17 protein-coding genes are annotated in these 20,183 nt (G+C 72.2%); 8 read left to right on the forward strand and 9 right to left on the reverse strand.

Annotation, left to right across the window (positions count from 1 at the left end; translation table 11 throughout):
- Nucleotides 1-59: 59 nt before the first annotated feature.
- Nucleotides 60-2,054 (reverse strand): Na+/H+ antiporter NhaA, encoded by a 1,995-nt coding sequence (locus tag VSH64_RS07030; protein ID WP_326834668.1) that lies wholly within the window; start codon nt 2,052-2,054, stop codon nt 60-62.
- Between the two features lie 87 nt (nt 2,055-2,141).
- Here VSH64_RS07030 and VSH64_RS07035 point away from each other — a divergent pair, with 87 nt between their 5' ends.
- Nucleotides 2,142-2,642, forward strand: coding sequence for a CGNR zinc finger domain-containing protein (locus tag VSH64_RS07035; protein ID WP_326834669.1), 501 nt, complete (start codon nt 2,142-2,144; stop codon nt 2,640-2,642).
- A gap of 9 nt (nt 2,643-2,651) precedes the next feature.
- Here VSH64_RS07035 and VSH64_RS07040 read toward each other — a convergent pair whose 3' ends face one another.
- A complete protein-coding gene (locus VSH64_RS07040; RefSeq protein WP_326834670.1) occupies nt 2,652-4,985 on the reverse strand; it encodes an ABC transporter permease in 2,334 nt (777 codons plus the stop codon).
- A complete protein-coding gene (locus VSH64_RS07045; protein WP_326834671.1) occupies nt 4,982-5,689 on the reverse strand; it encodes an ABC transporter ATP-binding protein in 708 nt (235 codons plus the stop codon). Before VSH64_RS07045 ends, VSH64_RS07040 begins: the two co-directional genes overlap by 4 nt.
- A 128-nt stretch (nt 5,690-5,817) precedes the next feature.
- Here VSH64_RS07045 and VSH64_RS07050 point away from each other — a divergent pair, with 128 nt between their 5' ends.
- Nucleotides 5,818-6,630, forward strand: coding sequence for a sensor histidine kinase (locus VSH64_RS07050; protein WP_326834672.1), 813 nt, complete (start codon nt 5,818-5,820; stop codon nt 6,628-6,630).
- Nucleotides 6,627-7,313, forward strand: coding sequence for a response regulator transcription factor (locus tag VSH64_RS07055; RefSeq protein ID WP_326834673.1), 687 nt, complete (start codon nt 6,627-6,629; stop codon nt 7,311-7,313). The genes VSH64_RS07050 and VSH64_RS07055 overlap by 4 nt, the downstream gene beginning before the upstream one ends.
- Nucleotides 7,314-7,317: 4 nt before the next feature.
- Here the strand turns inward: VSH64_RS07055 and VSH64_RS07060 are convergent, their stop codons facing one another.
- The 3 genes from VSH64_RS07060 to VSH64_RS07070 form a co-directional block, all read right to left on the reverse strand.
- Nucleotides 7,318-8,031: a helix-turn-helix domain-containing protein gene (locus tag VSH64_RS07060; RefSeq protein WP_326834674.1), complete on the reverse strand. Its 714-nt coding sequence runs from the start codon at nt 8,029-8,031 to the stop codon at nt 7,318-7,320.
- Nucleotides 8,032-8,136: 105 nt separating this feature from the next.
- Nucleotides 8,137-8,802 (reverse strand): GntR family transcriptional regulator, encoded by a 666-nt coding sequence (locus VSH64_RS07065; protein ID WP_326834675.1) that lies wholly within the window; start codon nt 8,800-8,802, stop codon nt 8,137-8,139.
- Between the two features lie 60 nt (nt 8,803-8,862).
- Nucleotides 8,863-9,363, reverse strand: a complete 501-nt coding sequence (locus tag VSH64_RS07070) for a VOC family protein (protein WP_326834676.1) — start codon at nt 9,361-9,363, stop codon at nt 8,863-8,865.
- 105 nt (nt 9,364-9,468) lie between these two features.
- Here VSH64_RS07070 and VSH64_RS07075 point away from each other — a divergent pair, with 105 nt between their 5' ends.
- The 3 genes from VSH64_RS07075 to VSH64_RS07085 all read left to right on the forward strand — a co-directional run bounded on the left by VSH64_RS07075 (nt 9,469) and on the right by VSH64_RS07085 (nt 14,587).
- Entirely contained in the window at nt 9,469-11,631 is a 2,163-nt protein-coding gene (locus tag VSH64_RS07075; protein ID WP_326834677.1) for an alpha-ketoacid dehydrogenase subunit alpha/beta, read from the forward strand.
- Nucleotides 11,632-11,658: 27 nt separating this feature from the next.
- Entirely contained in the window at nt 11,659-12,966 is a 1,308-nt protein-coding gene (locus VSH64_RS07080) for a dihydrolipoamide acetyltransferase family protein (protein WP_326834678.1), read from the forward strand.
- A gap of 139 nt (nt 12,967-13,105) precedes the next feature.
- The gene (locus tag VSH64_RS07085; protein WP_326834679.1) at nt 13,106-14,587 is read left to right on the forward strand and encodes a metallophosphoesterase family protein; all 1,482 of its coding nucleotides are present in this window, start codon (nt 13,106-13,108) and stop codon (nt 14,585-14,587) included.
- Between the two features lie 755 nt (nt 14,588-15,342).
- Here VSH64_RS07085 and VSH64_RS07090 read toward each other — a convergent pair.
- The 3 genes from VSH64_RS07090 to VSH64_RS07100 are packed head-to-tail and all read right to left on the reverse strand — an operon-like array spanning nt 15,343 to nt 17,912.
- Complete coding sequence (locus tag VSH64_RS07090) at nt 15,343-15,864, reverse strand: hypothetical protein (RefSeq protein WP_326834680.1); 522 nt, start codon at nt 15,862-15,864, stop codon at nt 15,343-15,345.
- Between the two features lie 49 nt (nt 15,865-15,913).
- Entirely contained in the window at nt 15,914-17,014 is a 1,101-nt protein-coding gene (locus VSH64_RS07095; RefSeq protein WP_326834681.1) for a winged helix DNA-binding domain-containing protein, read from the reverse strand.
- A gap of 46 nt (nt 17,015-17,060) precedes the next feature.
- Nucleotides 17,061-17,912 carry a lysozyme gene (locus VSH64_RS07100; protein WP_326834682.1) on the reverse strand — a complete coding sequence of 284 codons (852 nt, stop codon included), beginning with the start codon at nt 17,910-17,912 and terminating at the stop codon, nt 17,061-17,063.
- A 226-nt stretch (nt 17,913-18,138) separates the two neighbouring features.
- Between VSH64_RS07100 and VSH64_RS07105 the strand changes: the two genes are divergently transcribed.
- Together VSH64_RS07105 and VSH64_RS07110 are read left to right on the forward strand one after the other, a co-directional pair.
- Nucleotides 18,139-19,026, forward strand: a complete 888-nt coding sequence (locus tag VSH64_RS07105) for an RNA polymerase sigma-70 factor (RefSeq protein ID WP_326834683.1) — start codon at nt 18,139-18,141, stop codon at nt 19,024-19,026.
- Nucleotides 19,023-19,502, forward strand: coding sequence for a P-loop NTPase family protein (locus VSH64_RS07110; RefSeq protein ID WP_326834684.1), 480 nt, complete (start codon nt 19,023-19,025; stop codon nt 19,500-19,502). Before VSH64_RS07105 ends, VSH64_RS07110 begins: the two co-directional genes overlap by 4 nt.
- The last annotated feature ends 681 nt before the right edge of the window (nt 19,503-20,183 follow it).

Below are 20,183 nucleotides of genomic sequence, written 5' to 3' on the forward strand. Positions count from 1 at the left end.
CGGTGTGTCCTGAGTGGATCAGTCTCGTTCGAACAATGTCGAGTCCGGTGTGGACGGTGCTAGGCGGCGACGACCGAGCCGTCGTCCAGCGCGACAGCCTCGACGGCCCCGACAACAGCAGTGGCCGGCGAGGCAGCGAACGCCTCGACCCGAGTGCGGGCCCCAGTGATCACCGAGGTCAGCGTGGCGAGGTCGGGAGGGCCGTCGTGGCGCTGGTCGTTCACGAAGAACGTCGGGGTGCCCGCCACGCCGCTCAGGTCGGCGGACTCGACGTCGCGCTCGACGTGGGGGGCGAAGCGGCGGCGGAGGAGGTCTTCGCGGAAACGCGGGACGTTGAGGCCGAGCTGGTGGGCGTAGCCGACCAGGGCGTCGAAGTGCAGGTCGTTCTGGTTGGTGAGCAGGAGGTCGTGCATGGGCCAGAACGCGCCCTGCGCGCCGGCCGCCTCGGCGGCTTCCGCGGCGAGCCGGGCGTGCGGGTGGATGTCGTGCAGGGGCAGGTGGCGCCAGACGTAGCGGATGTCGCCGTTTTCGGCGAGCAGCTCACGCGCGGTCGGCGCGGCCATGCCGGTCCAGGGGCATTCGAAGTCGCCGTACTCGACCACGGTCACCGCGGCGTTTTCCGGGCCGCGCACGTGGTCGCGGGTCACGTCCACCGGGCCGACGAGGTCGCTCAGCTCCGGCGCGTCGCCGAGCAGCGCGCGGGTGCGCACGGCTTCCGGCAGCGCCGCGGTGATCTTCTGCACCAGGAAGGTCAGCAGCGTCGCGCCCGCCGCCGCGGCGAGCACGCCCAGCTTGGCCTCCTCCAGCTCCCGCCCGGTGAAGGCGAGGTCGGCGATCAGCAGCGACACGGTGAACCCGACGCCCGCCATCGCGCCGCCGCTCAGCACGCCCGCCCAGCCGACCTGCGGCTGCAACGAGCCGCCGCTCAGCCGCGTGACCAGCCACGACGTGCCGAACACCGCGACCGGCTTGCCCACCGCGTAGGCCAGGAAGATGCCGACGGTGACCGGCGCCGTGATCGCCGCGGCCAGCACCTCGGTGTTCACGCTGATGCCGGCGTTGGCCAGCGCGAACAGCGGCACCACGACGAAGCTCGTGAGGCGGTGGAACGAGTGCCGCAGCCGGTCGTTGGCCGACAGCGTGGCGCTCAGGCTCTTGCTCGCCGACCTGGCCGTCTCCGCGGTCGGCTGCTCGCGGAACAGACGCACCAGCGTGGTCGCCTCCTCCAGCGAATCGCGCTTCGGCACATACGCCGACGTTGCGAGCCCCACCGCCAGCCCGGCCACCACCGGGTCGATCCCGCTGGTCAGCAGCGCGCCCCACACGGTGAGCGCCAGTGCGGTGAACACCGGCTTGCGGTAGCGGTAGTCGAGCCGCCGGCTCGCCAGCACTCCGGCGTACGCGGCGGCGGCGATCCCGACCGCCATCAGGTCCACGTGGCCGCTGTAGGCCAGCGCGATCACCACGAGCGCCACGATGTCGTCGACCACGAACACGGTGAGCACGAACGTCCGGATCCGCTCCGGCGCGCCCCGCCCGACCACCGTGAACACGCCCAGCGCCAGCGCGGTGTCGGTGGACATCGCCGCGCCCCAGCCGTGCCCGCCGGGCCCGCCGCCGTTGAGCGCCAGGTAGATCAGCACCGGCACGGCCATGCCGGCCAGCCCGGCGACGGCCGGCAGCACCAGCCGGCGGCGGTCGCGCAGGTCGCCGAGGTCGAACTCGCGCCGCGCCTCCAGGCCGACCACGAGGAAGAACAACGTCATCAGGCCGCTGTTCACCCAGTCGCGCACCGGCAGCGCCACGCCGAGCGGTCCGATCCGCACGCTCAGCACCCAGTTCCACACGGCGTCGTACGTGCCGGAAGCGAGGTTCGCCCAGGCCAGCGCCACCACGATCGCCGCGACGAGCACGCCCGCGCTGCCGGACTCGGTGCGCAGGAACGTGCGCAGCGGACTCGACGACGGCGTGGACAACGACATCGGCATGGCCGTCGAGTCGGACAGCTCCGGCGTGGCTTCGCCGGTCGGCGGGTGCAGCGGCGTCACGGTCACGTCTAACCCCTCAAGTAGCTGGTGGTAGTTAGAACTGAATCATGGTAGAACTAACCTGTCAAGACATTTTGAAAGGTTAGTGGTCGCATGAAGCCAGACGAGACCCTGGTCCTGGACCTGCTCAACACCACCCGGCTCACCGGCGACCCGACCGACGACGACCTGGCCGACCCGGGCGACGCCCTGCGATGGCTCGCCGCCCACGGCCAGCCGGCGACCGAGGCCGAGTGGCGCACCCTGCTCGACCTGCGCCCGCTACTCCAGGAAGTGGTGCGCGGCCACGAACCGCCGTCCGCCGTCGCGCGCTTCGTCGAAGGCGTCGGCTACCACGCGGCGCTCGGCGAAGGCGGCATCGACTGGTCCCTCCACGCGCCGCCCGGCCGCTCCGCCGCGGCGAGCGCCGTGCTCGGCTGGGACGCGCTGCGCGAATCCGGCCGGCTGCGCCCGTGCGCGAACCCCGAGTGCCGGCGGTTCCTCGTGGACCACAGCAAGGCCGGCACCGCCCGCTGGTGCTCGATGTCCTCGTGCGGCAACCGTCTCAAGGCCCGCCGGCACTACCAGCGCGCCCGTCAGTCCGAAGTGGACTGAACGCGCGGGTCATTCACTGTGCAGCACCGCGGCGATCGGCAGCCGCGCGGCCCGCCCGGCGGGGATCACGGCCCCCAGCACCGCGATCACCACCCCCGCCAGCCCGAGCGCCACCAGCGCCGGCGCCCGGTACACGTCGATCACGAACCCGAACACGTCCGACTGAGCCGCCCGCAACATCGCCGGCCCGACCAGCCGGTGCACGAAGAAGCCGAGCGGCACCCCCAGGAGCCCCCCGACCACCCCCAGCGCGGCCGTCGAGGTGACCATCATGATCGTCACCTGCCGCGGGGTCATGCCGATCGCCTTGAGCATCCCGAGGTCACGGCGCCGTTCGTGCGCGTTGAGCACCACGGTGTTGAACACGCCGAGCGCCGCGACGATCGCGAGCACCAGCGTGAGCACCGAAGCGCTGCTCACGAGCACCACCGCCTGTGAGGACGTGCCGTCGCGCGGGGGAGCGGCGGCCAGCCCGGGATCGCGGCCCTGCACCGCCGCGACGAGGGCGTCGGCCGAAGCGCCGGAGGCGAGCTGCACGTCGTAGGAGTCCGCGCGAGAACCCGGCGCCAGCAGGTCGAGCGTGGCCCAGTCGGCGTAGATCGTGTCGGCGTTGTTCGTCAGCGTCACGCCGACGAACGTCACCTGCGCGCGCCGCCCGCCCAGCTCCAGGGTCACGGTGTCACCCAGCTTGAGCCCGCGCTGGTTGAGGAACCGCGAAGGCGCCGCGGCTTCCCCCGCCCGCGCGGCCCACCGGCCCTCGATGATCTCCGGTCCCAGCGCCGCGCCGTCGCCGCGGGAGAACACGACCGTCGGATTCTCCTGGCTGCCGAGCAGGTGCACCGTGCGCTCGGACGTGGCGGCGACGCCGGCGGAACCGGGCGCCGAGCGCAGCATCGCCTCGTCGGCCGCGTCGGAGAGGGTCGGGGCCGGATGCGGCCCGGGTGCGTCGGGCGGCAGCTGGACATCGCCGGGCAGACCGGCGAGGAACTCGACCCGGTCGGTGTGCACCGGCCGCATCGCGGAGTTGTACGCGTTCACCGACAGCGTGACGCCGATCGACAGCGTCACCGTCAGCACCCCGAGCACGATCGCTGCCAGCGTGAGCACGCTGCGGGCCGGGCGCGCGAACGGCACACCGAGGCCCAGGCTCACCGACCGGGGCAGGCGCAGGCCCGCGAGCCGGCGTTGGATCGTGAGCGCGCGGCCGAACCGCGGTCCGCTGCCCGCGCTGATCGCCGCGGTCGCCGGCAGCCGACGGGCCCGCAGCGCGGAAACCAGTGCCGCCGCCGCGACGACGAGGGGCAACCCGGCCAGCGCCACCACGTCCACCCACGCGTCGATCCCGGCGTCGCCGAGGCCGAACGGACCGAAGGCGTCGGCGAGGATCGGCCCGGCGACGAGGTTGCCGCCGATCGTGCCGACGACACACCCGAGCGCCGCCGGCACGAGCACCATCAGCAGGTACACGCCCATCACCTGGTTCGGCGTGAACCCCAGGGACTTCAGCACCCCGATGTCGCGGAACCCCGACACCACCGCGCCGCTCACCACGTTCGCCACGATCAGCACGGCCACCGCCAGGCCGAGGATCCCGAACGGCACCAGGAACGGCACGTACAGGCCGACGTCGGAGTCCAGCCGCTGCTCGACGGCGAGATACGACTGCCCGCCCAGCACCGCTTTCGCCGGCAGCCCGGCCGTGACCGCGGCCCGGCCCGCGTCGACGTCGGCCGCGGTCGCGGCCTGCGTGAAGCGGTAGAGCATCTGGGCTGTGCTCGGCTTCAGTGCGGTCAGCTGCGCCGGCGTGACCCACGCGTCGGCCGACGCGCTCACCGAATACGCGAAGCCCACGACGGTGAGCGCGGGCTCGCCCGGGATCTCGAACCGCGCGCCCAGCGGCGCGAGATCCGTGGTGCCCCGCGGGGCGTTCAGCACGATCTCGCCGGGCGCGGTGGCCCACTTCCCGGCCCACACGTCGAGCCGGTCGACGGCTCCGGCCGGGTCCGCGCGCCCCACCGTGGTCAGGCTGCCGGCCCGCGCGCCCGTGCTCCGCGCGGTGTCGAGCGTGACCTGCCCGAACGGACCGGCCGCCGCCTCGACACCGGGTCGCTGCGCGGTGGCGGCGAGCCGGGCGTCCGAAACCTGCGTGGTGTCGTAGGCGACCACGAGGTGCGCGCCGTCCTGCTGCCCCATCGCCCGCTGGAACGGCCCCGACGCCGACACCAGCAACCCGAGCGCGAGCACGATCGTGCCGGTGGACACCGCGACCACGACGCCGATCACGGCCGTCTGCACCCGCCGGCGCCGCACCGCCGCCCGCGCGATCCGCCACACGGCGCTCACGACGCGCGCTCCACTCGTGAAGCAGCGGCCACGCGGCCGTCGACGACCTCGACCACGCGCGTCGCGCACTGCTGCGCCAGCCGCTCGTCGTGCGTCACGAGCAGGAGCGTCTGGCCGATCTGGTTGAGGTCGAGCAGCAGGTCCATCACCTGCTCGCCCGAGCGGCTGTCGAGCGCGCCCGTGGGCTCGTCGGCCAGCAGCAGCGCGGGCCGGTTCATCAGTGCCCGCGCCACGGCCACGCGCTGGCGTTCACCGCCGCTGAGCTGCGCCGGGTAGACGTTGCGGCGCCCGGCGATGCCCAGCTCGCCGAGCAGTTCGAGCGCCCGCGCGCGGGCCGGCGCGGCCGAGGTGCCGGTGAGCTGCGCGGCGAGGGCCACGTTGTCGAGCGCCGGCAGGTCGTCGAGCAGGTTGAAGAACTGGAAGATCATCCCGATGCGCCGGCGGCGGAACAGCGCCAGCCCGGTCTCGCTGAGCTTCGTGAGGTCCTCGCCGTTGACCACGACGGAGCCGGACGTCGGCCGGTCGAGCCCGGCCACCATGTTCAGCAGTGTCGACTTGCCGCTTCCCGACGGACCCATCACCGCCACGGCCTCACCGGCGCGGATCGCGAGCGAGACGCCGTCGAGCGCCACCGAATCGCGGTATTCCTTGCGCACGGCGGTCAGCTGCACCACCGGGTTCGCGCTGCTCTCGTCACTGGTCACCGCACAATCCTGAAGCAGCCGAGCCGCCGCGGCATCAGCCCGAGGAGGTAACCGCGCGCCGTCCTCATCCTGGCGATGTAGGGCCTGGGTTGATGCGGTGGACGCGGCGGCCTGGGAGAGTCTGAGGCGTGTGGGAACTCGGGGTCGCGATCGCGGCGTGCCTGGTCGCGGTGGTGCTCGCCGTGCGGCTGGTGCGCGCGCGGCGGGCGGCCGTCCGCGCGCTGGAGGAACGCGGGTGGTTGCTGGAGCGGGAGCGGGAAACCGCCGCGCGCCAGGCGGTCGACGGCGAACGCGCGCGCATCGCGCGGGAACTGCACGACATCGTGAGCCACAACGTGAGCGTGATGCTGGTGCAGGCCGGAGCCGCTCGGCTGGTGGTGGAAACCGAACCGGCGCAGGCGGTCGAGGCGTTGCGGGAGGTCGAGACCGCGGGTCGCGACACGATGACGGAGCTGCGGAACCTGCTCGGCCTGCTCGCGCCGCCCGCCGACGGCGAGGAACCCCACGACCTCGCGCCGCAGCCCGGGCTCACGCGGCTGAGCCCGCTGATCGACCGGATCGCCTTCGCCGGGCTGCCGGTGGAAGTGCGGGTGTCGGGGGAGCCGCGGCCGCTGCCGTCCGGAGTGGACTTGACGGCGTACCGGGTGATCCAGGAAGCGCTCACCAACGCGCTCAAACACGGCGACGGCGGCAAAGCCGAGGTGACCGTGCGCTACACCGAGCGCTACCTGCGCGTCGAGGTCGTGAACAGCGGGCCGAGCGTGCTCACGGGTGGGGCTGGTGGTTCGAACAGCCCGGACGGGCCGGCGCCGACCGGCGAGGGCCGCGGCCTGCTCGGGTTGCGGGAACGCGTCGCGGCCTTCGGCGGCGACCTCGACGCGCGGCGGCGCCTCGGCGGCGGGTTCCGCGTGCGCGCCCGGATCCCGGTGGAGCGCCCGTGACCGCGCCCCGGGTGGTGATCGCCGACGACCAGGGCCTCGTGCGCACCGGCTTCCGGATGATTCTCACGGCCGGCGGCATCGACGTGGTCGGCGAGGCGGCCGACGGCGTCGCCGCCGTGGAGCTGGTGCGGGAGCTGCGTCCGGACGTGGTGCTGATGGACATCCGCATGCCCGCCATGGACGGGCTCGAAGCCACGCGCCGCATCCTCGCCGACGAGCCGGGCTGCAAGGTGCTGATGCTCACCACGTTCGACCTCGACAGCTACGTGTACCGGGCGCTGTCCGCCGGCGCGAGCGGCTTCCTGCTGAAGGACGTGACACCGGAGCACCTCGTGGCCGCCGTCCGGCTCGTCGACACCGGCGACGCGCTGCTGGCGCCCTCGATCACGCGGCGGCTGGTGGAACGGTTCGCCTCCGCGTCGGGCCCGGCCGCCGATCCCGGGGTGCCGGCGCCGCACCGCGACCTCACCGTGCTGACCCCGCGTGAGCTCGAAGTGCTGGCGCTGCTGGGCCGCGGCCGGTCCAACACCGAACTCGCCGCCGACCTCACCCTCAGCGAGGCGACGATCAAAACCCACGTGGCGCGCATCTTCGCGAAGCTCTCGCTGCGCGACCGGGCCCAGGCCGTGGTCGTGGCCTACGAAACCGGCCTCGTGTCACCCGGGGACCCGCCGCGGCCCTGAGCGCTCAGCGCGCTTCGCGGAAGGGGGCGTGCACCATCCAGACGCCGACGGCGGGTTCGTCACCGGCGTTGAACAGCCGGTGCGGGGTGGTCGAGTCGAAGTACACCGAGTCACCCGGCCCGATCTCGCTGGTGTCGAACCCGACGGTGACACCGAGGCGGCCGCTGAGCAGGTAGCCGAACTCGTGGCCGGGGTGGGTCTGGCGCAGGCCCTCCGGGCACGACGCGCCCCCGACGTCGTAGGTGATCTTGAGGAAATCGGCGCCCGGCACGTCGCGCGGGGTGAGCCGTTCCCAGGTGATGCCGCCTTCCAGCTTGAGCGTGCCGCGGGTCTCGCCGAGCTGTACCAGCGCCGCGCTGATGAGCTTCTGCGGCACCGCGACCTCACCGGGCGCCGCCGGGCCGCCGTTGGCGGAGAACGCGCGCCCGACCTTCGGCTGCACGGGCCGGTCGGCGTCGTCGCGCTTCGCGCCGGCGGGCTCGAACAGCTCGTCCACGGTCAGGTTCAGGTGCTGCACCAAGGCGTAGAGCGAGGCGACCGAAGGCCGGGCCTTGCCGTTCTCGATCTGGCTCACCAGGCTCACCGACACGCCCGCCTTGCGCGCGAGCTCCCGCGCGCTGATGCCCACCTCGGTCCGGGCCTGGCGCAGGCGCCCGCCGATGCCCGCGAGCACGCTCGCCCGGTCCGCCTGACCGTCGGCCGGCTGTGACGGAGGCACGGCATCGTCTCCCTCGGGATCGGGGCGCCGGAGGACCCGGACTGTCGACCCTGATTCTACAGAGCCGCACCGTGTTCAGCTGCGCTGGACAGCGCACCACGGCGGTCAGGACGGCGCCGGCACCGCGAACACCTCGGGGTGGTTCACCAGCTCCACCCGCGTGCGGCGGATGTGCAGCTCCAGGATCTGCTCGGCCGACGGGTGGTCGCGCTTGCGCAGCGCCTCGATGAGCAGCCGGTGCTCCGCCCGGATGATCCAGTTGCGCCGCTCGCCGGCGAGACGGATGAAGGCGCGGCGGTAGTGCTGCGTGGTGTCCCACAGGCGGTTGAGGATGGCGGCCAGGTCGTGGGCGTCGTGGTGGCGGTACACGGTCCAGTGCAGCTGGCGGTCGAGCACGAGGAACTCCTCGACGTCGTCGGTCCGCTCGATGCGGTCCTCGATCGCCTCGAGCTCGTCGATGTCCTCATCGGACAGTCGCGGCGCGGATTCGGCCAGCAGCAACGGTTCGAGCCGCTCGCGCATCTTGTAGGACAGCTCGCACTCGCGCACGTCCATCGAGGTGACCCACGCACCGGAGTTGGCGCGCAGAGTCACGAGACCGCGGGATTCGAGGATGCGCAGGGCTTCGCGCACCGGCAGGCGGCTGGTGCGCAGCTCCTCGGCCAGCTCGTCCTGGATGATGCGCGTGCCCGGCGCGAGGCGGCCGTCGAGGATGCGTTCGCGCAGCTCGTCGGCGACGCGCTGGCTCGCCACGCCCGCGGGTACGGCCACGGCGGTTCCTCTCGATCGGACGCCTCGCGGCGGGTTTTCCGGAGCTGGGTCGGCTCTCGCCTAGTCGAAGGCCTGCGGGTTGTGGTCGAAGGCCTTTCCGTTCGGATAGGACACTAGCTCACACTGCAGACCCCACGGTGACAGGAAGTACACCCACCGCTGTCCCTCGCTCGCGCCGCTGCTGGTGGTCGGCTCGCCGAGCACGCGCAGGCCGCGCCGGTGCAGATCGGCGACAGCGGCGTCGAGGTCCTCCACATACAGCGCGATGTGGTGCCCGCCGACGTCGGAGTTGCGCGGCGGCACCGGGTTCTGCTCCGGCGCCTCGTACTGGAACACCTCGAAGATCGCCCGGCCGCCGAGCCGGTAGAAGTGCAGTCGCCGCATCACGGCCTTGTCGTCGACGCCGAGCTGCTCGCTCATCCAGCCGTCGTCGTGCGCGTAGGGCCCGAGCCGGTACAGGTACTCGCAGCCCAGCACCTCGGTGAAGAACTCGTGGGCCTGGTCGAGGTCCGGCACGGTGAGGCCGAAGTGGTCGACGCCCGTCACCCCGGGGATCGGCATGAGCACACCTCCAATGGATCCATTTGCTTGCTTTTCATGGCTACTTGACGGCATAGTCTGCGTCAAGCCTTTTGCAATGGATCCATTCGAAGATGAGGAGCCCTGATGGCCGCTCACGAGTCACTGGTCGCCGGCGCGCCCTGGATCCGCCTGCGCGCCACGCCGGAGGACTGGGACGAAGCCGAACCCGACCTGCTGCTGCGCCTGCTCGGCCGCGCGCAGTGGATCCGGTCGTTCGAGGAGTACGTGCTGGAGCTCGCGGGCCTCGGCCTGGTGCACGGGCCGGCGCACTCGAGCATCGGCCAGGAGGGCGGCGCCGTCGGCTCGATCTCGCCGCTGCGCAGCGACGACTTCGTGAACGGCTCGCACCGCGGCCACCACCAGTTCCTGGCCAAGGCATTCGGCCACGTCGCCGGGAACGCCGGCGGCCTGCCCGCGCTCGACGACGACGTGCGCACCGTGCTGCGCCGCACGCTCGCCGAGATCTGCGGCCTGGCCGAGGGCTACGGCAGCGGCCGCGGCGGGTCGATGCACCTGCAGTGGCGCGAGGCCGGCGCGATGGGCACCAACGCGATCGTCGGCGGGGGAGTGCCGCAGGCCGCGGGCTTCGCCTGGAACCAGCGCCGCACCGGCACCGACGCGGTGACCGTGACGTACTTCGGCGACGGCGCCGTGAACATCGGCTCGGTGCTGGAGACGTTCAACCTCGCCGCCGCGTGGCGGCTGCCGGTGTGCTTCTTCATCGAGAACAACCAGTACGCGGTGTCCACGCCGGTCGACACGGCCACGGCCGAGCCGCGGCTTTCCGCGCGCGGTCTCGGGTTCAACATCCCGAGCTGGCAGGTGGACGGAATGGATCCGCTCGCCGTGCACCTGGCGATGAGCGAGGCCGTGGCGCACATGCGCGCGGGCAACGGCCCGACCATCGTCGAGGCCGAGGTCTACCGCTACTTCCACCAGAACGGGCCCTACCCCGGCAGCGCCTTCGGCTACCGCACGAAGGAAGAGGAACGGTCCTGGCGTGACCGCGACCCGATCGACCTCCTGCGCGCCCACGTGATCCGCCGCGGGCTCGCCGACGACGACCGGCTCAAGGCGTTCGACGAGGAGATCACCCGCACGCTGCACGAAATCGGCGACAGCTTCCTCGAGGACGGCCCCGACGGCAAGCGCCGCATCAAGGAGTCCGCGTGGCCCGACCCCGCGTTCGTGGACGTCGGTGTGCGCGGTGATCTGTCCGAACTGGACGGCAGCCGCTACGAGGAAGCCGAAACCTTCGGCGGTGCTCTCGATCAGCGTAGGTTCATCGACGCGGTGAGCGACGTGCTCGCGCGCCGGCTCGAGACCGACGAGCGCGTGGTGGTGCTCGGCGAGGACGTCGACCGGCTCAAGGGCGGCACCAACGGCGCCACCCGCAAGGCCATCGAAACCGCGCCCGAGCGGGTGCTCGGCACGCCGATCAGCGAAAACGCGTTCACCGGCCTCGCCGGCGGCATGGCCATCGACGGCCGCTCGCGCCCGATCGCCGAGTTCATGTACGCCGACTTCATGTGGGTCGCCGCCGACCAGCTGTTCAACCAGGTCGCCAAGGCGCGGCACATGTTCGGCGGCACCGGCAGCGTGCCGTTCGTGCTGCGCAGCAAGCTCGCCGCGGGCACCGGCTACGGCTCGCAGCACTCGATGGACCCGTCCGGCGTGCTCACCACCGCGCCCGGGCTGCGGGTGGTGGCGCCGTCGAACCCGTTCGACTACGTCGGCCTGCTGAACACCGCACTGGCCTGCGACGACCCGGTGGTGGTGCTGGAACACGTGGACCTCTACGCGAGCACGGGCACCGCGCCGGTCGACGACTTCGACTACCGCATCCCGGTCGGCAAGGCCGCGTTGCGCCGCACCGGCGACGACCTCACGGTGATCAGCTACCTGTCGATGGTGGGCCACTGCCTCGAAGCGCTCGACGAGACCGGCGTGAGCGCCGACCTCATCGACCTGCGCTGGCTCGACCGCGCGAGCCTCGACTGGGACACGATCGAAACCAGCGTGCGCAAGACGAACCGGGTGCTGATCGTGGAGCAGGGCGCGATCGGCACGTCGTACGGCGGCCGGCTCGCCGACGAGATCCAGCGCCGCCTCTTCGACTGGCTCGACGCGCCGATCGAGCGCGTGACCGGCGGCGAGGCGTCGCCCAGCATCAGCAAGGTCCTCGAACGCGCGGCGATCGCGCGGACCGAGGAAGTGACCGCGGCGCTGCGGCGCCTTTCCGACTGACGCACTGGCAGCGAGGAGTTTCCGACGATGGCAACGCTGTTGCGGGTGCCCGAGGTCGCCACGGGCTCGACCGAGGCCGTGCTGAGCGAGTGGCTGGTGCCCGAGAACGAGGCGTTCGACGCCGGTACGGCCCTGGCCGTGCTGGAGACGGACAAGGCGGCCGTGGAGGTCGAGGCCGAAACCGGCGCGACCGTGTTGCGGCAGCTGGTGGACCGCGGGACGACGGTGGCGGTCGGCACGCCGATCGCCGTGCTGGGGGCGGTGGGGGAGGACGTGAGCGGGCTGTTGGCGGAGGTCGGGGTGCCGGCTTCGCGCAACGGTCAGGCGGCTTCCGAGGTGGCCGCCTCCGAAGTGGTGGGTGGTGCGGCCGCGGTTCAGGGTTCGGCTCCGGCTGCGACGGCTGTTCCGAATGGTTCCGGTGGGCGGATCTTCGCGAGTCCGTTGGCGCGCAAGCTGCTCAAGGACGCCGGGCTGGGTCTGGAAGAGGTGACCGGGACCGGGCCGAACGGGCGGATCGTGCGCAAGGACGTCGAGGCGGCGATCGCGCGGGCGTCCGCGGCTCCGCAGTCGGTGGTGCAAGCCGCGGTGCCGCCGGAACCGGAGGTTTTGGCCGAACCGGCGACCACGCCGGCGCGGCGGGAACCGGTGCTCGGAGCGTCGTTCACCGAGGTTCCGCACACGCGGATCCGCCGCGCGATCGCGAGCCGGCTCACGATGAGCAAGCAGACCGTGCCGCACTTCTCGGTGCGGCGCGCCGCGCGGATCGACGCGCTGCTGGCGCTGCGCAAGCAGCTCAACGAAGTGTCGCCGGCGCGGATCTCGGTCAACGACCTGATCATCCGGGCCGTGGCCGTGGCGCACACCGAGGTGCCCGACGCGAATGTGACGTGGACCGAAGACGCGCTGCGCAAGTACGACTCGGTCGACGTCGGGGTGGCCATCGCGTCGGAGCGCGGTCTGGTCACGCCGGTGGTGCGGGGCGTCGAGAAGCTGGCGCCGAGCGCGATTTCGGGGCAGGTCAAGGGGTTCGCGGCGCAGGCCGACGAGGGCCGGCTCAAGCAGCAGGACCTCGAAGGCGGTTCGATCGCGGTGAGCAACCTCGGCATGTTCGGCGTCGACGAGTTCACCGCCATCATCAACCCGCCGCAGGCGGCGATTCTCGCGGTGGGCGCCGGAAAACCGGGCGCGGTGGTGGTGGACGGCGAGCTGACCGTGGCCACCGAGCTGGCGCTGACGCTGGCGGTCGACCACCGCGCGATCGACGGCGCGCTGGCGGCGCAGTGGCTGGGCGTGCTCGTCGACGCGCTCGAGAAGCCGTTGCGGCTGCTCGCCTGAGCCGTCCGGTTCCGCCCGTCCTGGTTGTTCCGGCGGGCGGAACCGGCGTCGACTTCCCAGCGCCGACTTCCCTGCGTCGACACTTCGGCGTCGTCCGCGGGCGGTGTTCCGTTCAACGGCCGGCTCTAGCTTGCTGCGCATGCCTGCTTGCGATTTCACCCGCCGGGACCTGTTGCGCTGGACCGCTTACGCCGCCGCCGCGGCGGGTTCGGCGACCCTGCTCGACCCCGCCGGCGCCCTCGCGGCCACCGGGACCGCCGGCTCGGGCGTGGTCACGCCCGTGAACCTCGAACTCGTGACGCTCGCGGAAGACCGCGCCGTGATCACCTGGTACACCGGCCACGCCGGCACCGACGACGGGCTCGGCCGCATGGTGCCGGCCGCCGCCGACGGCGAGGTCCGCTACGGCACGAACCCCAACCGGCTCAACCGGGTCGCGCACGACATCACCGGCCACACCCCGTACCACTACGTCGAGCTGCACGACCTCGAACCGGGCCAGACCTACTACTATCAGGCCCGGTCCAACGGAAAGCTCGCCGCGCCCACCGCGTTCACGCTCATCACCGGCAACGCCGTGGGCACCACGAACCGCGGCCTGGGCACCACGGGACCGTTCGAGTTCAAGACGCCGCAGCCGCCCCAGGGTAGCCACGTGTTCTCGATGGTGCTGTGCAACGACCTGCACATGGGCGAGACGCAGGCGGGGCTCGTGGGCGGGCAGCCGCAGTACATCGGGATCACGCAGGAGCCCGGGCTGCCGCCGTACCCGGAGGTGATGCTGGAATCGCTGGTGCAGGACGTGAAGCGCTTCGACCCGCGCTACCTGCTCGCCGCGGGCGACATCTCCGCCGAGGCCGTGCCGACCGACCTCAGCCGCGCCGGGCAGCTGCTCTCGCGCTTCGGCCGCTACCAGGAGGACTACTTCGTCACCCGCGGCAACCACGACCGCGCCCACCTCGGCGACGCCTACTCCACGTGCCGCGTCGGGCAGTGGCAGGGCAACGACTGCTTCCACGACGCCTACTTCCCGCGCACCGAACGCACCTACTTCTCCCGCGACCTCTCCGGCCTCCACGTGATCGGCCTCGACACCTACGACAAACCCGGCAACGGCGGCGACGCCGGCGGCCTCTCACCCGACCAGCTCGACTGGTTCCGCAGCGACCTGCGCAAACACCGCGACCAGCCGACCCTCGTGTTCGGCCACCACCCGCTCGTGATGCAGGACTCCGCCTTCCCGATCACCGCGGGCAGCTCCCTGGACGCCACCCAGGCCGGCCAGATCCTCGACTGGTACTCCCAGACGCCGGGCGTGTTCCTCCACCACGCCGGCCACACGCACCGCAACCACCGCACCATCAGCCCCACCGCCCCGCGCGTGACCCTGCAGGAAGTGGCCGCGGCCAAGGAATACCCGGGCGGCTTCTCCATTTTGAGGTTGCACACCCACGGCTACGCGCTGAACTTCTACAAGTCTCGTGGCGCCCTCGCCCGCGAATGGAGCGAACGCAGCCGGCAGGAGATCCTGGGCTACTGGCCGCAGTTCGCGTTCGGCAACACGGTGGCCGACCGGAACACGGTGGTGAAGCGTGATTTGACGGGGTTGAAGCGGCATTGATGAGTTAGTGGTGCTGTAGTGGTGCGGTACCGCTGCCTGGTGATTTCGGGGCGGTACCGTCCTTTGTGAATGATCGCGGTGACCTGGTGGTCTGCTGGTGGCTACCGGTCCGCCGACGAGCATCGGTCGCCGTTGCCGCTTGGCGCGCCCGGACCTCTGCCGACCGACGGCAACTGGCCCAGTCTCGACGGCTGACGGTCCGCAGTGGCCACCCGCGACCGCTCTCGGCCCGACAACCAGCGGCCAGGGACGACGGGTCGGCAATAGTCGGTCGCCAACCGGCGGTGAGGCGCCGGCCGTTTTCGGCCGGCGGGTGGTTCGTCCGCAGTTGTCGCCATGGCGCGGCGGGTCAGCGATAGTCGGTGGGCGGCCGGCGGCGTCGGGCTGGCTGTTGTCGGTTGGCGGCGCCTGGTTCGCGGGCGTCGGCTGGGCGGTGGGTCGGCGAATGTTGGCGGGTGGCCGTCGGTGTCGGGGCGGCCGTTGTCGGTCGGTGGGTGACCGGAGCACGGTCGTCGCCTCCGGGCAACAGGGCCGGCGCCAGTGGTCCCGGGCAACGGGGCCGGCGCCGGTGGCCCACGGCAACGAGTCCTTGGTTGCCGTCCGGGGCAACGGACCCGGTGATCGGTGGCCGGTGAGTTCGTCATCGTCCGCTGGTGGCGTCTGGCTCATGGACGTCGCTGATGAGGACAGGTCCGGTATCGCGCCGGCTGGGGGCACCTGGTTGGCGGTTGCCGCCCGGGGCGGGTGGGCTTTGGCTAGTGGCGGCCGGGGCCGCCGTGACCGTTGTCGCCGCCGTGGTCGTCGCCGCCGCGAGTGTCGTCCCCGTGGCGGCCGCCGTGGTCGTCGCCGGGTTCCGGGTGGTGGCCGTGGTCGTCGCCGGGTTCGAGGTGGTGGCGGGGCCGGGCCGGATAGGTGGTGGAGGTCGGCGGTGCTGGTGTGGCGGGGTGGAAGCCGCGGGCGTCGGGAGTCGGCGTGCGGGCGTCGCGGTCGTCGCCGGGTTCGGTGCCGGGGCCGCCGTGGCGGTCGCCTGTCGCGCGCGGTGCGGTTGTCGTGGTGCGGTCTTCCGGATGCGGGTTGTCCTCAGTGGACACGAAGGCGGCCGTCTTCGGTGCGGGATCCGGTGCCCCCGCGGCCACCCCGCCCCACACGGCCGCCGTCGCGATCCCGGCGGCCGCCGCCGTCGCCGCGGCCGCCGCGATGACCCGCCGCCGGCGTCGCGTGGTCCGGGGCCGCTCCACGCTCGTGTCGGCGGGGTTGGTGTGCGCTGAGTTCGTCATGGTCTCATCGTCACGCCGCCGGCGGGCGGCTCACCATCGTCCGGTGGTCCTAGTACCACCCGGCCGCGATCCGCACCCCGCCGTGCCCGCCTTCGGCCAGGAACGCCGCCAGCGCCTCGCCTTCCTCGACGACGGCCGTGCGCTCCGCCCGGGTCAGCTTGCGCAGCGGGGTCACCATCACCGTGTCGCCGTCGCAGGTCCACGTGGCGGACACGCGGCCGTCGACGAGGGTGACGCGGGTGCCGGCGACGGAGAGGGAGCGGTGGGCGTCGTCGACGATGCGGGTGCGGTCGGAGTAGCCGAGGAGGGCGTTGTCGAACGCGGGGAGGAAGCGGACGGGCGCGGGGGTGTCCGGGTCGGGGCGCGGGGCGTGGGGGAGGTCGAGCAGTTCGCGGCCGCGTTCGTCGCGGAAGGACACGAGCTCGGGGCGCACGGCGGCGACGGCGGCGGGCAGCCCGGACAAGCCCGACCAGGCGCGCAGGTCGGCGGTGAGGGCCGGGCCGTAGGCGGCGAGGTAGCGGCGCACCAGGTCCGCGCCCACGACGTCGTCGGGCGGCGCCGGGATTTCGCGGCCCAGCCAGGCGGACAGCGGCAGGTAACGCGCCCCGGCCTTCTGCCGCCAGACGCCGCGCGGGGGCAGCTGCACCACGGGCACGAGCGCGGCCACCAGCATCTCGCCGAGCGCGCGGGGCGCCGGCTCCGGCCAGCGGTCGGCCACGGCCCGAGCCAGCTCGCCCATCGACCGCGGTTCGCCGTCGGCGAGCACGGCGTGGCCGGCCGCGGCGAGTTCGGTGAGGTCGACGTCGGCCAGCTCGCTGCGGTAGACGCCGAGCACGCGTCCGCGCAGCATCGTTTCGTGGCGGGTGCGCCAGGCCAGCGCGTCTTCGGCGGTCACGAGGTGCACGGTGCGGCGCATGAGATGGGTCCGGACCACCTGCCGGTCCACGAGCAGCTTCGACAGCTCCGCCGGGTCGAACGCCCGCACCCGCGACCACAGACCGAGAAACGGTTCCTGCGGCTCCTGCGCCTGCAGCCCGCACAGCTGCGCGACGGCGTCGAGCGCGGACCGGTCGGCCCGCTCCAGCAGGAGCTGGCGCGCGAGCGTGGCGCGGTTGAGGGCTCGGTTGTCCAGCCGGGTGTTCGCGGTCATGGGCCCAGCTTGGCAGGAGTAACGGACAGAACCCGTCCGGAACAGGTCAAGCCGCGGCGGCGGCCGGCCCACTCGCGAGCGCCTGCACCCGCCTGAACGGGCCGTTGTAGTAGTTCTGGTCGCCCGGAAGCCCGCCGGTGCGGGAGAACTGCCAGATGCTCTGCTTGTCCCACCCGGCCGGGAGCTCGCCGACCTGCGGGGCGTAGCGCGCGAGCCACAGCGGATCGGTGTTGCCGAACCGGTTCGAGTTGCCGGTGCAGAGTTTCCACCACGACGTGGACGTGTAGATCAGCGCGCTGCGGCCGGCTTTCGCGAGGTAGGTGCGGGTGAAGTCGGTGATCCAAGCCGTCATGTCGGCGGGGTTCTTGCCGTAACAGGCGTCGCCGTAGGGGTTGTACTCGATGTCGAGCGCGCCGGGCAGGGTTTTGCCGTCGCCGCGCCACGCGCCGCCGTGGGCCAGGAAGTAGTCGGCCTGCTCGGCGCCACTCGAGACGTCCGGGCGCGCGAAGTGGTAGGCGCCGCGGATGAGGCCGGCGGCGTGGGCGCCGTCGTACTGCGCGGTGAATTGCGGGTTGACGAAGCCGGTGCCCTCCGTCGCCTTCACGTAGGTGAACCGCGCGCCCGAGCCGCTGGCCGCCTTCCAGTCCACCACGCCCTGGTGGCCGCTCACGTCGTGGCCGAGTGTCTGGTCGGCGTCGATCCGGGCCAGGTCGGGGCTGCCGTGCACGCCTTCGTGGGCCGCGATCTGCGACCCGGCGTAGTTCTGCCCGGCGAGCGAATAGTCGGCTGCCTCGGCGGGCGCCGCGGTGAGCAGCGCGCCCGGCAGCAGTGTTCCGGTGGCGAGCAGGAACCCCTTCCGCCATCGGCGGCCGCGGTCGTTTCCCGGCTTCGTGCGCATTCCGGCTCCGATCCTGTCGAGGGCAGGTTCGTGATCATCGTGCCTCCGGAGTGGACACCTCGCGAGCCTTGTGTCACTCGATCGTGGAAGGCTCTACTGTGGACGGACACGGCTCGGCGGGAAAACAGCACCGCGTTCCACGGGGGATCGGGGTGGATGATCACCGGCCGTTGAGGCGGCGGGCGTAAGCTGGCCGCGTCAGTCGCACCGGCGTCGGAAGGGCAGCATGGAAGAGAGCGCGAGCGCCACTCTCGACGACGCGGCCCAGGTGTTCGCCCAGGTACGGCCACGGTTGTTCGGCATCGCGTACCGCATGCTCGGCAGCGCGGCCGACGCCGAGGACGTGCTGCAGGAAGTGTGGCTGCGCTGGCAGAAGGCCGACCGCTCCGTGGTGGAGAACCCGGCGGCCTACCTCGCCACCACGACCACGCGGCTGGCCATCAACGCCACACGCACCGCGTACGCGCGTCGCGAGACCTACATCGGCCCGTGGCTGCCCGAACCGATCGACACCACCGCCGACCCGCAGCTGGGCGCCGAGCGCGCCGCCGCGCTGGAGGTCGCCGTGCTGATGCTGCTGGAGAAGCTCACGCCGACCGAGCGCGCGGCGTACGTGCTGCGCGAAGCGTTCGACTACCCATACGCGCAGATCGCCGACATCATCCAGACCACCGAGGTCACCGCACGCCAGTACGTGAGCCGCGCGCGCAAGCACCTGGCCGCCGAGAAGCGCAAGCCGGTGAGCGAGGCCGAGCAGAAGAAGCTGCTCAGCGCCTTCCTCGCCGCCGCCCAGGCCGGCGACCTGCCCGCGCTGGAACAACTCTTCGCCACCGACGTGGTCAGCTACTCCGACGGCGGCGGCGTCGCCCGCGCGGCCCGCTCCGCCATCTACGGCGGCCCCACGCTCGCCAAGGTCATCCGCGCCTACCAACCGTTCTTCTGGACGGACGCCGACATCGTGTACACGCAGGTCAACGGCTCTCTCGCCGCGGTCCTGAGCCGCGACGGCGCCGTGTACGGCGTGATCAGCCTGACCACCACCGACGAGGGCATCGACCAGATCCTGTGGATGCTCAACCCGGGCAAACTCACCGCGGCGCTGCCCTCTTCGTGACCCCGCGCCGCATCGTCCTCCTCGGCCGCGGCGGCGCGGGCAAGTCCACGCTCGCCACCCGCCTCGGCGCGACCCTCGCCGTGCCCGTGGTGGAACTCGACAAGGCCTTCTGGCCACCTGACCTCACGCCGCTGCCGCCTTCGCAGTGGGCCGCCGTCCAGGAACGCCTCGCGGCCGCACCCCGCTGGCTCCTCGACGGCGACCTCGGCCCCTACGACGTCCTCGAACCCCGCCTGCGCGCGGCCGACACGGTCGTGGTGTTGGACTTCCCACTCTGGCGCTGCGCCTGGCGCGCGGCGGGGCGGTCGCGGGAGAACCTGGTGTTCTGGCGGTGGCTGGTGACGTATCGCCGGCGGGCTCTGCCGGTGATCGAGGCGGCTCTTGATCGGCATGCGAGTCATGTGGTGGTGTACTGGCTCAGGAATCCGGGTGCGGTCGAGAGGTTCTTGAGCCGGGTGGGTGAGGGTTCGCGGTAGCCGATTGGTGGCCGGTGTCTGGTGGTTGCCGATCATCGCTGGTCGTACTCCGCGCTGAACCGGACCGATCTTGTCTGGGTTCGGCCGCGTCGAACCCTGCGCCGACAGCTCGCTCGAAGGAGCCCCGGCCCTCAGGAAACAGGCGCCGGTAGGCATCCGCCCAGCGCGACGGGTCGCCCGAGCACAGACCCCCGAGCGACCGACCCCCGAGCGATCCGCGCCCCGAGCGACCGACCCCCGAGCGATCCGCGCCCCGAGCGACCGACCCCCGAGCGATCCGCGCCCCGAGCGACCGACCCCCTCCGAGCGACCAGCGCCCCTAGCGACCGCCCTCCCCGGGAGACAGACCCCACCCTCCCTGAGGGGGCCTGCCCACTTCCAGCGTATCGGCCTGCACCGACAAAATCGGGCCGCCGAGCTGACTCCGGGCAATTCATCCACAACTCACGATGGGTGTGGACAACCTTCTGACCTGCGGATAGCCGGTGCGGCGAGGCTGGGACGATCACTCACACGGGCGGTGTTCAGCACTTCGCGGCAAAGCGTGCCGGTTCGTCCCCGACCGGCCCGCACAGGTCGGTCGGCGACGTGGCAGGCGCTCGCGTTGGCGGCGCGCTCGTACCGGACGCACCCGCACCCGACCGCACACCAGCTCAGGAACCCCCACCGACCTGAGCAGCC

It is taken from the genome of Amycolatopsis rhabdoformis, assembly GCF_035918295.1.
Classification (GTDB): domain Bacteria; phylum Actinomycetota; class Actinomycetes; order Mycobacteriales; family Pseudonocardiaceae; genus Amycolatopsis; species Amycolatopsis rhabdoformis.